The organism is Nonomuraea spiralis (assembly GCF_014648435.1).
Taxonomy (GTDB): domain Bacteria; phylum Actinomycetota; class Actinomycetes; order Streptosporangiales; family Streptosporangiaceae; genus Nonomuraea; species Nonomuraea spiralis.
In genome coordinates this window covers 1-14,415 of record NZ_BMRC01000036.1, presented here as the reverse complement: position 1 = coordinate 14,415, position 14,415 = coordinate 1, and the positions used below count along the sequence as shown (strand labels likewise).

At 70.4% G+C, this 14,415-nt stretch carries 15 protein-coding genes and 1 pseudogene; 9 read left to right on the top strand and 7 right to left on the bottom strand.

The features are described from left to right. Position 1 precedes the first annotated feature (1 nt). Positions 2 to 637: a response regulator gene (locus IEZ27_RS46580; RefSeq protein ID WP_125645626.1), complete on the top strand. Its 636-nt coding sequence runs from the start codon at positions 2 to 4 to the stop codon at positions 635 to 637. A gap of 126 nt (positions 638 to 763) precedes the next feature. After that, a complete protein-coding gene (locus tag IEZ27_RS46575; protein ID WP_189653119.1) occupies positions 764 to 2,809 on the top strand; it encodes a cellulose binding domain-containing protein in 2,046 nt (681 codons plus the stop codon). 140 nt (positions 2,810 to 2,949) lie between these two features. Here IEZ27_RS46575 and IEZ27_RS55190 read toward each other — a convergent pair whose 3' ends face one another. Both IEZ27_RS55190 and IEZ27_RS46565 read right to left on the bottom strand, forming a co-directional pair. Beyond that, entirely contained in the window at positions 2,950 to 4,854 is a 1,905-nt protein-coding gene (locus IEZ27_RS55190) for a serine/threonine-protein kinase (protein WP_189653118.1), read from the bottom strand. Positions 4,855 to 4,982: 128 nt separating this feature from the next. Further along, a complete protein-coding gene (locus tag IEZ27_RS46565; RefSeq protein ID WP_189653117.1) occupies positions 4,983 to 5,972 on the bottom strand; it encodes an ArsR/SmtB family transcription factor in 990 nt (329 codons plus the stop codon). 21 nt (positions 5,973 to 5,993) lie between these two features. Here IEZ27_RS46565 and IEZ27_RS46560 point away from each other — a divergent pair, with 21 nt between their 5' ends. Together IEZ27_RS46560 and IEZ27_RS46555 are read left to right on the top strand one after the other, a co-directional pair. Then, positions 5,994 to 6,956 (top strand): isocitrate lyase/PEP mutase family protein, encoded by a 963-nt coding sequence (locus IEZ27_RS46560; RefSeq protein ID WP_229824972.1) that lies wholly within the window; start codon positions 5,994 to 5,996, stop codon positions 6,954 to 6,956. 143 nt (positions 6,957 to 7,099) lie between these two features. Continuing rightward, positions 7,100 to 7,927, top strand: coding sequence for a hypothetical protein (locus IEZ27_RS46555; protein WP_189653116.1), 828 nt, complete (start codon positions 7,100 to 7,102; stop codon positions 7,925 to 7,927). A gap of 256 nt (positions 7,928 to 8,183) precedes the next feature. On the opposite strand, the gene IEZ27_RS46550 is transcribed toward IEZ27_RS46555, so the two are convergent. Further along, positions 8,184 to 9,314 carry a WD40/YVTN/BNR-like repeat-containing protein gene (locus IEZ27_RS46550; RefSeq protein WP_189653115.1) on the bottom strand — a complete coding sequence of 377 codons (1,131 nt, stop codon included), beginning with the start codon at positions 9,312 to 9,314 and terminating at the stop codon, positions 8,184 to 8,186. Between the two features lie 121 nt (positions 9,315 to 9,435). Between IEZ27_RS46550 and IEZ27_RS46545 the strand changes: the two genes are divergently transcribed. Beyond that, a complete protein-coding gene (locus IEZ27_RS46545; protein WP_189653114.1) occupies positions 9,436 to 10,425 on the top strand; it encodes a helix-turn-helix transcriptional regulator in 990 nt (329 codons plus the stop codon). An 87-nt stretch (positions 10,426 to 10,512) separates the two neighbouring features. Here IEZ27_RS46545 and IEZ27_RS46540 read toward each other — a convergent pair whose 3' ends face one another. Then, entirely contained in the window at positions 10,513 to 11,472 is a 960-nt protein-coding gene (locus IEZ27_RS46540; RefSeq protein WP_189653113.1) for a helix-turn-helix transcriptional regulator, read from the bottom strand. Positions 11,473 to 11,563: 91 nt separating this feature from the next. Between IEZ27_RS46540 and IEZ27_RS46535 the strand changes: the two genes are divergently transcribed. Both IEZ27_RS46535 and IEZ27_RS46530 read left to right on the top strand, forming a co-directional pair. After that, positions 11,564 to 11,977 (top strand): VOC family protein, encoded by a 414-nt coding sequence (locus IEZ27_RS46535; RefSeq protein WP_189653112.1) that lies wholly within the window; start codon positions 11,564 to 11,566, stop codon positions 11,975 to 11,977. Positions 11,978 to 11,982: 5 nt separating this feature from the next. Beyond that, complete coding sequence (locus IEZ27_RS46530) at positions 11,983 to 12,339, top strand: YdeI/OmpD-associated family protein (RefSeq protein ID WP_189653111.1); 357 nt, start codon at positions 11,983 to 11,985, stop codon at positions 12,337 to 12,339. Positions 12,340 to 12,566: 227 nt separating this feature from the next. Here IEZ27_RS46530 and IEZ27_RS54550 read toward each other — a convergent pair whose 3' ends face one another. From IEZ27_RS54550 to IEZ27_RS46520, 3 genes and pseudogenes are all read right to left on the bottom strand, one after another. Further along, a complete protein-coding gene (locus IEZ27_RS54550) occupies positions 12,567 to 12,719 on the bottom strand; it encodes a hypothetical protein (RefSeq protein ID WP_229824983.1) in 153 nt (50 codons plus the stop codon). 185 nt (positions 12,720 to 12,904) lie between these two features. Beyond that, a pseudogene (locus tag IEZ27_RS54545) lies at positions 12,905 to 13,030 on the bottom strand (LysR family transcriptional regulator); the annotation flags it as partial. A gap of 49 nt (positions 13,031 to 13,079) precedes the next feature. Further along, entirely contained in the window at positions 13,080 to 13,220 is a 141-nt protein-coding gene (locus IEZ27_RS46520) for a hypothetical protein (protein WP_189653110.1), read from the bottom strand. Between the two features lie 436 nt (positions 13,221 to 13,656). On the opposite strand from IEZ27_RS46520, the gene IEZ27_RS46515 reads away from it, so the two are divergent. Both IEZ27_RS46515 and IEZ27_RS46510 read left to right on the top strand, forming a co-directional pair. Beyond that, positions 13,657 to 14,055, top strand: a complete 399-nt coding sequence (locus IEZ27_RS46515; protein WP_189653109.1) for a hypothetical protein — start codon at positions 13,657 to 13,659, stop codon at positions 14,053 to 14,055. A gap of 98 nt (positions 14,056 to 14,153) precedes the next feature. Continuing rightward, entirely contained in the window at positions 14,154 to 14,294 is a 141-nt protein-coding gene (locus tag IEZ27_RS46510; RefSeq protein WP_189653108.1) for a hypothetical protein, read from the top strand. Positions 14,295 to 14,415 lie beyond the last annotated feature (121 nt).

The window sequence follows — 14,415 nt, the reverse complement described above, 5'->3', positions numbered from 1 at the left end:
CATGCCGGTACGCCTGATCATCGTCGACGACCACCCCGTCGTCCGCGACGGGCTGCGCGGGATCTTCGAGACCGACGGCTTCGAGGTGGTCGGCGAGGCGGCCGACGGCGCCGAGGCGCTCGCGGTGGCCCTGCGCACCGGCCCCGACGTCGTGCTCCTCGACCTGCGCATGCCGGGGCCGAGCGGCGCCGAGCTCATCCGCCGGCTGCGCGAGCAGTGCCCCGGCTCGTACGTGCTCGTGCTGACCACCTTCGGCGACGACGCCGACGTGGTGCCCGCGATCGAGCAGGGCGCCACCGGCTACCTGCTCAAGGACACGCCGCGCGCCGAGCTGCGGCAGGCCGTGCTGGCGGCGGCCCGCGGCGAGACCGTCCTGTCGCCGGCCGTGGCCGGGGCGCTGACACGCCGCGCGCAACCGCCGGAGCAGCGCGCGCTGAGCCCGCTGAGCCCACGCGAGCTCGAAGTGCTCGGGCTCATCGCGCGCGGTGCGACCAACCGCGAGGTGGCCAGGAGGCTGTTCATCACGGAGGCCACCGTGAAGACGCACCTGCTGCACGTCTTCGCCAAGCTGGAGGTCAAGGACCGGGCGGCGGCCGTCGCGGCGGCGTACGACAAGGGCCTGCTCAAGCCCGCCTAGCGGGCCCGGCCGGATGAAAGTTTCAGCGCCGGTTGACGGGCCGGACGGCACGCCGCATGATCATGCTTGCCTCCTGGTCAGGAGGGGGCGTCGAGTCATACCGCTACCCACGGCGAGGTACCTCCGATGCCTGGCAAGATCCTGCCCCGGGCCGCGTGCGCGGCCCTGCTGACCCTGACCGCGCTGATCGCTCCCCCGGCGCACGCCGCCGACGTCACCCCCGTCGCGGTGACCGTCAACGCCCGCGCCGCCCTGGCCACCGCCCCCGAGACCGGCATCGGTTCCAACCATGCCATCTGGGACTCGAACCTGGGCACCGACCAGACCGCCGACCTGCTCAAGGACGCGGGCGTCAAGCTGCTGCGCTACCCCGGCGGCTCCTACTCCGACATCTACCACTGGGCCACCCACACCGCCCCTGGCGGGTACGTCGCGCCCGACACCGACTTCGACACCTTCATGCGCGGCGTACGGCGGACCGGCGCGCAGGCCATGGTGACCGCCAACTACGGCACCGGCACCGCCGAGGAGGCCGCGGCCTGGGTCCGGCACGCCAACGTCACCAAGGGCTACGGCGTCAAGTACTGGGAGATCGGCAACGAGAACTACGGCAACGGCCACTACGGCAGCGCCTGGGAGGCCGACGACCACGCCGACAAGAGCCCGGCCGAGTACGCGCGCAACGTCGTCGCGTACGCCGACGCCATGAAGGCGGCCGACCCGACCATCAAGATCGGCGCGGTGCTGACCACCCCTGCCAACTGGCCCGACGCCATCACCGCCGAAGGCGACGACGGGAGCTGGAACAAGGTCGTCCTGTCCCTGGCCGGACCGAAGATCGACTTCGTCATCCTCCACTGGTACCCCGGCGCCTTGGACAAGGCCGGGCAGATCCCCGACATGCTCCAGCTCACCCGGCAGCAGATCGCCGCGTACGCCGGGCCCGGCTCCGACCGGATCGGTCTCGCGATGACCGAGTTCAACACCGGCTCCAGCAGCAACGGCACGAACACCCAGCCCGGCGCCCTGGCCGCCGCCGACGCCTACGCGAGCCTGCTGGCCGGCGGCGTGTTCACCGTCGACTGGTGGAACGTGCACAACGGCATCGGCAACGTCACCCAGGTCGAGGGACACACCGACTACGGCGACTTCGGCCTGCTGTCCAGCGGGGTCTGCGACTCCGGCGGCAACGTCTGCGAGCCGCCGCTGAACACGCCGTTCGCGCCGTACCACGCGTTGCAGATGGTCAGCAGGTTCGCCCGTCCCGGGGACCAGTTCGTCAGGGCCGCGACCGACCAGCCCAAGGTGAGCGCCCACGCCGTCCGGCGGCCGGACGGCGACCTGGCCGTCATGCTGATCAACACCTCGTCGGACACGTCGTACCCGGTCGCCGTCGACTACGCGGGCTTCACGCCGGCCGCGGGCGCGCCGACCGTACTGACCCACACCAACGGCGCGACCGCCATCACCACCGCGACCACCGGCACCGCCACCGGCCAGACGCTCCCGCCGCTGTCGCTGACCACCGTCGTCCTGCACCCCGCCGCGGCACAGACGGGCCTTCCGGGCGCGCCCGGAAGGCCCGTGGCCTCGAACGTGACCGACAGGTCCGCCACCGTCTCCTGGCCCGCCGCCGCCCCCGGCGCGCGTCCCATCGTCAAGTACGAGCTCCACCGCCAGAACGGCGCCGTCAGCGAGCAACTGGGCGAGAGCGCCGGCACGTCGTACACGGTGGGCAACCTCAGGCCCGGCACCGCCTACACCATGAACGTGATCGCCCGCGACAGCGGCGGCGGCGTCTCCTGGGCCTCGCCGCCCCTGACCTTCACCACCGGCACCCCCGCCACCAGCTCGTGCGCCGTCCGCTTCACCGACCAGACCGACTGGGCCAGCGGGTACGTCGGCGCCGTCGAGATCACCAACAACGGCGCCCCGCTCAACGGCTGGACCCTGAACTTCGCCTGGCCGCGTCCGTGGCAGAGCCTGGGCAGCGGCTGGAGCGCCGTCTGGACCCAGACCGGCTCGAACGTCAAGGCCGTGAACGAACCCGGCAACGGCACGCTGGCGACGGGCGCGTCGGCCACGATCGGCTTCGTCGCCAACTACACCGGCCCCAACCTGCTCCCCACCACCTTCACCCTGAACGGCACAACCTGCACAACCAGGAACTAACGCAGGGGGCCGTCCTCCCCCGACGGCCCCTACACACCGCCCCCGCGCCGAACGCCCCCTCCGCCCCGGGCCGCCATCTGGGTGGCCCGTCAGGGGCCGGGGTGGGGCGGGCGGTCAGGGGCGGGCGGTCAGGGCGGGGGTCACCAGAGGATCCAGGGGCTTTCCGCGCCGCCGCCGAACGCCGGTGCGCCCGCCCGTCGCCACCGCTGGCGCACGTCGTGCTTGGTCTGCGTGTGCGGCGCCGTGGTGGTGAACGGGCCGCACGTGGCGACCTCCCCGTCCTTCCGCGGCGACATCCCCGAGCAGACGAAGGGCTGGGAGACGTTCCGGTCGGCGTCGGTGTCGAAAAGCTGTACGTGCACGTCCGACCGCACCGAACTCGCCCCTCTGATCCGGCCCATCAGGTAGAAGACGTCCCCCACCATGGCCATGCAGGGCGACATCTCGGTCCCGGTGCCGTTGCCCGTGGAGATCCACGAACGGCACTTCCAGACCGGCTCCGAACTCCGCGGCGGAGCGGTCTGCTTGTCCGTCCCCGGGTCCACGGTGTGCGGCGTCTCCGTCTTGCGGCCGGTGGGCGATCGACTCGGGTCGGCGGTACGTCCTGTCGAGGGTTTCGCCGTCGCGCTCGGCGGCGTCGACCGTTTCGAGACGGCCGGCTCCGGGGTCCGGGTCGGCTCCTTCGACGGCTTCGACGTCTTCTTCGGCGAGGACTTGAGCGCCTCCCCCTCACTGGCGGACGGAACGGGCGTCACGGGTGTCACGGGTGTCGCCGTCCCGGCCACCTCGACCGGCTTGGCCGCGGGCAACCCGGCCGCGTCGTTCACGGCGCCGGCATCCGGTGTGCGCCACGGCGCCACGACGGCCACCGCGACCGCGGTGAGCACGACGGCCGCGGCGGTACTCGCGACGACGACCGTTCTCCGACGCCCCCGCCCATCCCGTCCACCTCGCCCCGACGCCACCGCCCCCGCACGGCCGGGCCCTCCACCCGTACCAGGCCCCGCACCACGCTCTCCCAAGGCCCCACCCGCGCCGGGAACCGTCCCCGCCTCCGCGCGGGGCCCGCCGTCACCGGGAGCCGGTCCCGCGCCGGACGGGAGCCTCGCATCGGGAGAAGCCGGACCCTGCGCCCCACCCGCTGGTACGGGCCGCGCGGGCAGCGGCTCCGAGGTGGCCGCCGGCGCCTCCCCCTTGGCGACCGGCGGCAAGGCGGCCAGCCCCCTGAGCGACGGCACCGCCTCCCGTAAGGCCGCCGCCACCTGCCCCGCCGCGGGACGCCCGGCCGGATCCTTCGCGGTACAGGCCACGACCAGGGCCCACAACGCGTCAGGCATCCCGGGCAACCGCCGGGGCATGGCCATCGCGTGCTGCCGCAGCAGGGCCATCGGATGGTCGCCGACGAACGGCGGACGCCCGGCCAGCAACTCGTAGAGGATCAACCCGGCGGCGTACACGTCGACGGCCGGGGTCGGGGCGCCGCCGTCGGCCACCTCCGGCGACAGGTACGTGGGCGTGCCGATGATCGAGGTGGTCTGAGTCAGCCCGGGGCCGAGCACGATCCGGGCCACCCCGAAGTCCGTCAGCCGCACCTGCCCCGTGGGCCCGTCGATCAGGACGTTCCCCGGCTTGACGTCGCGGTGCACGACCCCCACCGCGTGCGCCGCCGCCAGCGCGTCGGCGACCTGGGCCATCAGCTCGGCGGCCGTCGCCGGCGGGAGCGTGCCGTGCCGCCGGAGCAGGCCGCGCAGGTCTCCGCCCTCGACGAGGTCCATCACCAGGGCGAGCCGCTCGCCCTCGATGACGAAGTCGCGCATCGTGACGATGTTGGGATGGGTGAGGGTACGCAGCACGTTGCGTTCCTGTACGAACCGCAGCACCAGATCCTGGTCACCGGTGAGATTGCTGCGCAACATCTTCACCGCCACGGTCTCCCCGGTCTCCCGGTGCCGCGCGCGCCAGACGGTCCCCATCGCCCCGGCGCCGATCTCGTCGAGCAGCACGTACCGGCTGCCCAGGAACGCCTCGGACCCGCCCGCGTCCATCGCCCGCCCTCCCCCGTCGAACAATGGGCATCACAATAGTCAGGAAAGATCCGGACGAGGAAGGTCAGCGCCCCGGCCCGGAACCCGGTGCGCCGTCAACCTCGTCCCACCGCCACCACACCGGCCGCTCAGACCTGCGCCTGCGCCGTGAGCAGCGCGTCGGCGAGGCCGGTACGGGCGTAGAACACCGTACGGCCCGCGCGGTGCGTACTGGTCAGCCCGGCCGCCCTCAACGCGGTGAGATGTTGCGAGACGCCCGCCGCGGAGAGCCCCGACCGCTGGGCCAGCTCGGTCGTCGAGGCGGGCGTGTCCAGTTCGGCCAGGAGCAGCGCCCGGGACCGGCCGATCACGGCGGCGAGCGCGTCCATGGGCGCGTGCCCGCGGGACTCCCACAACGTGCCGATGCCCCGGGCCGGATAGGCGAGCTGCGGCGGTTCGGACGGTACGGACCGGGTCAGCACCCGCGGCCACGCGAAGACCGACGGCACCAGGAGCAACCCCGCGCCGGTCTCGATCCTGGTGATGGGACAGTGTCGCTCGACCAGGTGAAGAGCGCCGCCGTCCCAGCGCACGGTGTCGTGGAGCCGGCCGAGCGTCCGGGCCGTGCCGTGCTCGGCCACCTGACGGCCCCGGTGGAAGACGTCCGCCTCCAGCACCGAACGGATCCGCGCCCAGTACGGCGCGATCGCGAGCTGCCAGTAGGCCTCGATCTCCGCGACGATCCGCGGCAGGTGCGCCTGGGGGTTGCGACGCAGACTCCGCAACCGGGGCGACAGCCGGCCGTCCGAATCGGCGGCCAGGAGGTCGAGGTCCCGCCGTACCTGTTCGGGGTCGGTGGCCTCGACGGCGGCCAGCTCGTCGGGCAGCTCGTGGGACGTGGTCGTCGGGTTGAGGAAATCGGGAAGATGCCCGGCGGACGGGATCATCTCGGCCAGCCAGCCGCGATCGAGCCCCGCCGCCGCGAGCCGGGGCCGCACCTGCTCGGCCCACCCGCGATGGGGATCCGGCACCGTGGCGCCCGCCAGCACCCTCCGGCTGGTGACGACCTCCCACATGGGTGAGACGGCGAACCGGGTCTCGGCCAGATCGTTCACCGAAAAGGCCAGCCGCGTCTTCATGCCACCTCCAGACGATTCGGTATGAGCTTAATCAGTGGACGCCTGCGTTTCCCGCCCGGCAACATCCCCGGAGCAGGCGTCCGCGAGCCAGGATGCCCGAACCAGAACAACCCGAAGGCGGTCACGCACATGTCTGTGGACAACTTCCCCGCCGCCGAGGCCGCGGTGACGGAAAAGGCCCGTCTGTTCCGCTCGCTCAGCGACGATTCCGTACTGGTCCTGCCCAATGCCTGGGACGCCGCCAGCGCGGCGGTGATCGCCGCCGCCGGCGCCACGGCGATCGCCACGACCAGCGGCGGCGTGTCCTGGTCGCTGGGCCGCGGCGACGGGCAGCACCTCGACCGGGACGAGATGACGCGGGCCGCCCGGCGCATCGTGAACGCGGTCGACCTGCCGGTGACGGTCGACGTTGAGGGCGGCTACGGCCCCACTCCCGAGGACGTCGCCGCGACCGTCCGCGCGGTGGCCGAGGCCGGCGCCGTGGGCGTCAACCTGGAGGACTCCCGGGCCGTCGGCGGCCCGCTGTTCGACCTCGCCGAGCAGAGCGCCAGACTGCGCGCCGCCAGGGACGCCGCAGCCGCGGCCGGTCTGCCGGAACTGTTCGTGAACGCCCGCACCGACGTCTACCTGTTCGCCGTCGGCCCGTCCGAGGCCCGGCTGGACGAGGTGCTCGCACGTACGGCCGCCTATGCCGAGGCGGGAGCCGACGGCATCTTCGTCCCCGGCCTCCTCGACCTGGACACACTCAGCACCCTCTGCGCCGAGTCCCCGCTCCCGGTCAACGCGATGGCCGTCGCCGGCGGCCCGACCGTCCCCGAGCTGGCCCGAGCCGGAGTACGCCGCATCAGCCTCGGCACCGCCCTGGCCCAGACCGCCTACACCGCCGCCCGCAGAGCCGCCGCCGAACTGCTCGGCACCGGAACCCTCGAAACCCTGGACGACTCCATGGACTTCGGCGAACTCAACGCCCTCTTCCACCACTGAACGTAAATACGAAAGCACGCACGAGCACTTATCCGTCGCCCGCGATTACCGGCCTGCATCGGATCGTTACGAGATTTCCCCTATCCCGTCGGCATCAGGCTCCTACTCTTTTCCCGGCTGTATCTTCCCGAGTAAGGAAACTGATGAAGCTCTTCTTCGCAGGTCTCGCGGCGACGGCCTCGGTCGTGTGCGCGGTGGCCGTACCGGCTCAGGCGGCGTCCGCGACTTCCGTGCAGGCCGCTCCGGCGGATCCGGTGAAAGCCCTGAAGGCCCAGCTGCTCCCCGGCAAAGGTGTGAAGATCAACGAATTAAGCAGCATCACCCTGGATTTCACCGTCAACGACCAGGCGATGCAGGTGAAGGTGAACACCTCCATGACCGGCACCCTGGCTTTCGGCAAGGGCGGCGTGGCGGCGGCCGACTTCCGTGTCCGCATGTCCTCCCGCCCTAAGGGGGACAACCCTCCCTACCGGGTCGTCGCCGAGGGCAAGAACGCCTACGTGACCAACGCCGGCATCGCCAAGGCTCTGCCGTCCGGTCGTTCCTGGATCGGGTCGCGGACCAGTGAGCGCAGAAACCCGCTCTTCGGGTCGGCCATCACGCCGGCGGATCTGAAGTTCATGCTCGGCAAGTCGTCCGAAGTGACCACCGGCGAATATCAGGGCACCGCCACACTGGCCGAATTCCGGCACGACAAGTCCGTCGGCTCGGGCGACGTCGAGTTTCACCTGTACTTCGACAAGAACAACCTGCTCACCCGTACGGTCGTCGACAGCACGACCAGCCCGGACGACGACAGCACGGCCTACGACACAATGGCCTTCCACACCGACACCAGGTATTCGGGCTGGGGAACCAGTGCGAAAATCGCCGTACCGGCGGCCGGCAAGGTCATCAACGAGAAGAAACTCGACACGAAGACCCGCAAGGCCGTCATCAAGGCCGGCTACCCGGAATCCGGCCCCTTCTGAGGCCGATCCTTTCTGGGGCCATCCTTTCTGGGGCCGGTCCCTTCTGAGGCCGATCCTTTCTGGGGCCGGTCCCTTCTGAAACCGGCCGCTTTCTGAGGTCAGCCCGTTCTGAGGCCGGGACCACGGCGGCGGATGCAAAAAAGCCCGCCCCGAGCGGAGCGGGGCGGGCTCTCGGCCGCGAGCCGTCCGCGGGCCCGGCTCCGCACTTCACGGGAGCTCGCGCCACGCGGACGACCGGCCGACGGGACGGTGACCGCTAGACCTCTTCGGCCACGCCCAGGTACATCACGTTCGGGTGCGCGGGGTTGAAGGCGATGGACGGCACCCGGTCGTAGGGGTTGTGGTTGATGATGACGCGGTTCTTACGGAAGTCGTACTTGTAGATGTCCGTACCGATCCCCGACCATCCGGTCCCGAAGTCGAAGTAGAGGACGTCCGAGTTCTTCGGGTGCGGGGCGAGCAGCGGCCCGTTGGGAATGGTGATCGCCTGGTCCTGGTCCACGACCGGGGTGAACTTCCTGCCGCCGTCGTCCGAACGGTAGATGTGCCGGCCGCCGGACGGCACGCCGGCCTCCAGCTCCGTCAGGTTGAGCCCCATCGCCCAGACGACGTTCCCGGCCGCCGGGGAGACCGCGGCGGTGAACACGCTGACCTTGTCGCCGTTGTCGGTCAGCCCCGCGGCCGAGGTCCAGGTGCGGCCGCCGTCGAAGGTGACGCGGGCGCCGATGTCCGAGGCGCCCAGCACCACGTGGTCCAGGTCGCGCGGGTCGAACACCGCGGTGTAGGACATACGGGTCTTGCTCGGCGTCCAGGCCGGCACCCCGACGGGCTGCCACGTGCGCCCGCCGTCCTGCGACTCGTGCAGCTGGCCTTCGAGGTCGGACGTACGCAGGCGGTCGCCGTTGCCCCGGTCCACGCCGAGCCCGATCAGGTCGCCGCCCGGCCCGGTGAGCGGCGTGGCGCCCTCGGGCGTGGCCAGCGAGAGGTTGCCGTCACGGTCCCAGGCATAGGCCTTGCCGCCCTGAGCCGCGACCAGCTCGATGTAATTGCCCTTCACCTCGTCGACCACGGTCCAGGTGCAGCCCGCGTCGTTCGAGGCCTGGAGCTGCCTGTTGGACATGGCCAGCAACTGGTTCGGCCGGTCCAGCGCGACGAGACCGGTGGTGTAGACGACCGGCCGTACCGGCTTGGTGGTGGGCGCGATCTTCTTGCCGTCGTTCCATCCGTACGTCATCGAACCGTCACCGGCGACCGTCTCACAGGACGGCCGGCTCCAACCGGAGCCGTCGAAACCGTCGCCGGAGGGCTGGTCCCTCGCTACGGCGGGCGTGGCGGCCGACAGGACCGTCAACGCGGTCGCAAGTCCGATGGTGAACGCCTTCTTCAAGACTGCCTCCCCGACAGGTATTGCCTTACGGGTTCGTTCCTATCGGTGAGCGCGATGCTCAGGCTAGGTCTGCCGGGCGGCAGATATACGCCAATGCAGGTATCTGACACACTGTTTGATCATGAAACCGGAGGACAACGCATTAGCGGCAGTCGGCGTCGACGCCGAGGACGAGCAGATCTACCGCGACCTGCTGCGCCGGCCGCGCGCGACACTGCCCGAACTGGCCGCGCACACCGGCCGCACCGCCGTGGCCCTGCGCCGGGCGTGCACCCGGCTTGAGTCGCTCGGCCTGGTCAGCCGCATGGCCGGCCGCCCGATCCGGTACGTCCCCACCAGGCCCGACGTGGCGGTGGCCGCCCTCATCTCCCGCCGCGAGGAGGGACTGGCCCAGGCCAGGCTGGCCGCCCTCGCGCTGCTGGCCGAGACACCGCGAACGGAGCACCTGGCCCCCGAGGAACTGGTCGAGGTCGTGCAGGGACAGGCGGCCGTGGTGCAGCGGTTCACGCAGTTGCAGCAGACGGCGACCGAGGAACTTCTGGTGCTCGACCGGCCGCCGTACGCGCAGGATCCCTCCCAGCAGAACGCCCCCGAGATGGAACGTCTCGCGCACGGCATCCTGGTACGCGGCATCTACGACGCCTCGGCCCTGGAGATCCCCGGCAAGCTGCGCCTCGCGCAGGAGTCGGCGGCGGCCGGAGAGCAGGCCAGGGTCAGCCCCGAAGTGCCCATGAAGCTGGCCATCGCCGACCGCAGGACCGCCATCCTGCCGCTCAGCGCCGACGCGTCCGCCCACTCGGACAGCGCGGTCATCGTGCACTCCTCGTCGCTGCTCGACGCGCTGGTCACCCTGTTCGAGGTCCTGTGGCGGTCGGCGCTGCCGCTGCCGATCTCCGACGCGGACTCCCGCCCGGCCGACATGCCGGATCCCGAGCTGTTCGCGCTGCTCGCGGCCGGGCTCAAGGACGAGTCGGTCGCGCGTCAGCTCGGGGTGAGCCTGCGGACCGTACATCGGAGGGTCAGCGAGCTGATGGACCGGCTCGGCGCCCGTACCCGCTTCCAGGCCGGCCTCCTCGCGGCCCGCCGCGGCTGGTGGGACCCGGACTCCTGACCCGCGGCTGGTGGGACCCGGACTCCTGACCCGCGGCGCACCGGACCTGCCGCCCGATTCCGGTCATCGCCCCGAACGCCTCACGGGCTACTGGTTCTGGCGGTCGTACAAGGTGGTGATCTGGACGGCCAGCTTCGTGAGCTCGTCCCGGACGCTCTGCGGCCCTTCCACGACGACGAGATCGCCCCAGCCCGCGAGCTGGCGGGCGATGTCCCGCGCGGTCGGCGCGGTGAGCGCGACACGAACCCGCTCGCCGGGCTCGCCCTGCCCGCCCTGCCCGCCTTGGGGGATCACCTCGCAGTGGCGGCCGAAGCGGTCGCGCAGGACGGGCAGGTAGCGGGCCTCGACGGTCGCGGTGGCGGTGGTCGTCGCACGCCGCGCCTCCATCGCGATGACGACCTCGTCCCAGGCCGCCGCCAGGTCGAAGCGCGCCGGACGCGCGGCCGGCTCCTCCATGACCTCGACGTCGTCGACCCGGTCGACGCGGAAGGTCCGCTGTCCGTCGGGGGTTCCGGCGATCAGGTACCAGGTGTCGTCCTTGTCGACGAGACCGTACGGCGCGACGACGCGCTCCCGTCCGGAGTAGGTGAGGCGGACCTTCCGGCGCCGGACCACCGCGTCCTCCAGCAGGTCGACGAACACGGGCCGCGTACGGCGGTGCTCACCCCACCGCGCCGGATCGACCACGACCGCGTCCGCCGCCGCCTCGGCCTCCTGCCGGAACGTCGCCGGCAGGGCGCGTACGAGCTTGCGCAGCGCCGCCTTGGCCTCCGGCGCGATCGCAGCGGCCGGACCGAGCAGCAGGAACAGCGCCCTGGCCTCGGACGCCTTGAGCCCCGACAGGTCAGTACGGGCACCGCCGAGCAGCGCCCAGCCACCACCGCGCCCGGCCTGCGGGTACACCGGGATGCCCGCGGCCGACAGGGCCTCCAGGTCACGACGGGCCGTGGCGACCGAAATCTCCATCTCGGCGGCGATCTCCGCCGCCGTCACCCGGCCGCGCGACTGCATCAGCAGCAGGACGGCCACCAGACGATCCGCTCTCACATGTCGACGATGCCACAAAAAGTGCTCATTCGATGAGCACTTTGCCTGGAAGTATCGATCTCACAAGCCACCGACCGAAAGGCCGAAAGACATGCTCCGCGGACTCACCACCATCAGCTTCTACGCCCAGGACGTCGCCGCCGCCCGCGACTGGTACGCCGAGTTCCTCGGCATGGGGGCCTACTTCCAGCGCCCCGAGCAGGGCGACCCGGTCTACGTGGAGTTCCGCGTCGGCGACTACCAGCACGAGCTCGGCATCATCGACGCGCGCTTCGCCCCGGAGGGCTGGAGCGCCGAGGACGGCGGAGCGATCGCCTACTGGGCCGTCGACGACCTGGAGGCGACCTGGGAACGGCTGCTGGAGATGGGGGCCAGCCCGTTCGACAAGCCGACCGAGCGCGGCCCCGGGTTCGTCACCGCCTCGGTACGCGACCCGTTCGGCAACATCCTCGGCATCATGATCAACGACCACTACATGAACGTCCTCGCGGGCCGGAAGGGCTGACCACGATGACCGACGACACCCTGATCCTGGACGACGCCGCCGCTTGGAAGGCATGGCTCACCGAGCACCACGAATCCGCCCGCGACGTCTGGCTGAAGATCGCCAAGAAGAACGGCAACGCGACCACCGTCACCCTCGACGAGGCCCTGGACGAGGCACTGTGCCACGGCTGGATCGACAGCCACCGCAGGGCATACGACGGCGACTACTACCTGCAGCGCTACTCGCCCCGCACCCGCCAGAGCCCGTGGTCCAGGATCAACGTCGCCAAGGCCGAGGCGCTGACGGCCGCCGGCCGGATGCGCCCGGCGGGCCACGCCGCGATCGAGAGCGCCAAGACCACCGGCCGCTGGCCCGCCTGACCCATGCCCGTCGAACCAGCGGACACGAACCCACGAACCCGGTCACCCCGCGGGGCCAGCCCGACAGCCGCCCCCCGCTCTCATACCTCAGGGACGGATTCACACTCGGCATCATCACGGGCCGCCTCGGCGAAGCGGCGGATGAGGTCGTTCTCCGCCGCGGTACGCCAGGCGAATGCCCAGGAGACCGGCGGGGCGTCCCGGATGGGCACGTAGGCGAGGTCGGGTCATGGGTAGAAGCGGGTGACCTCCTCCACCGTGGCGATCACACCCTGACCAGCGCCGACGACCTTGAGGATGTCCTCCCAGCTGTAGACCATGGGCCCCCGGGGGATCGGGCGCCCGGAAGGCGTACGGAAAGCCTGGAAGACCTCCTCCATCGACGCCTCCGCGCCCCCATGGAACCGAGCCGCAAGGTCCCCGAGACACCGCGGGCTGCGGCCGACACGGACGCGATCCCGTCCGTGATCTGGCAGTACCCGGCGCTGAGCTCCCGGTAGAGCTGCTGGCCGAGTGGCGTCAGGCATACCCGACCGCGGGGTGCGTTCGAAAGCTGGGCGCCGATCTGGCGTTCCTGTTTCTGAATCGCCTTGGTGATCCGGGCCGGGGTGACGTGCAGCCGATCGGCCGTACGGGCGAAGTGGAGCTCTTCGGCCAGCGCCAGAAAGATCTCAATGTCGCGCAGCTCCACGCCTCCCCCTCACGTTGCCTCTGGGGTTAATTCGGCCTTGCGCATTTTGTCATTGCTTCGGGCCATTCAGCACCGGATCCCTGGTCAGACGCAATGCCACAGCCGAGGCCCCGGCGAACTCGGTGATGCCTTCGACCACGGCACCGATCTCGGGAAGCTCGTAGCCGGCAGGCATTCCGACGATCTCCACGAGTCCGATCGCGTCAGGTCACTCGCGTCCCGACCGGCAGAGCCTGACGTGTCGCGATCCAGGCATGGGGGGCTTCACTGGGCCTGGTCGTCTACCACCGTCCACCGACGTCCATGTTCAGCTCTGGCCGTTGTCACGCATTTGGTCACTCAGGCACGCTTCGCGCTCTGTCAGGGGCGGATCTGCCACGAGAGCAAGCCAGCGAATGATCAGGGGATGCCGGGCCGCCGAAACGGCCATAGAAGCCTGTTTAGAGATGCTATGTCCTGACGTCAAAGCCAAATTGGTCTCGTGATAGGCGCTCTCAGGCGCGTAATGCTCACAGTTCCCGCCCGCCGAAGTTGATGAGTACCACTGAGTTCCTCAGGATGGACCTCGCCCCGGACTAACCGCCCACCCATGGACATATGGGCAGTTACCCCTGGATGATTCCTCCATGAAGATCAAGAAACTGCTCCCCGCCCTCGCGGCGTCTGTCCTTGCCCTGTCTCTGACCAGCGCCCCGGCGCAGGCGTCAGCCGCGACAGGTTACGTGGTCGCCGTCACCGTGGGCGGCGGAAGCGTGTACGGCGAGGCCCACCTCGGCCCGAGCGGCGGGCGGACGTACCTGAAGGTCCAGGACTTCACCGACCTCGGCAACTGGCGCATCAGCGGCAGCATTGAGAAGTACTACCGCGGCGAGTGGGTCCAGGTCATCGCGTGCACGGCGAAGGACACCTACTCGACGACCTGCTACGCGAACATCCCCGTGGGCACGCTGGTCAGGTCCCATGTGTGGGCGTTCCTCAACAACACCATCCGCTACCACGGCTACAGCCCCTCGACCCGCGTCTGACGAATGCAGTGCGGCCCCAGCCTCCCGGCGGGGCCGCACAGTCAGGCAACACCCCGCGAAGCGGGGCATGGGCGCGTGTAGTGCGAGAAACTCGCACCATGGCCAAGCTGACCATGACATCACGACGATGGGATGAACTCACCGCGCTGCTGAAGGACGAACAACGGCTTCAGGCCGAATACCCGAAAGTGGCGGAGTATTTGGACATGGCAGCAAGGCTGAGGGGAACCGGCGACTAGCAAGCCGACGCACAGTTTGAGCTTCCCCCTGTAGCACGGACACCTGAGGTGAGGTCACTCCACGGTGTCTGACGGCCTGTAGAGGCCCTCGAACGTGACGGGGCTGTGCATTCCGATGCTG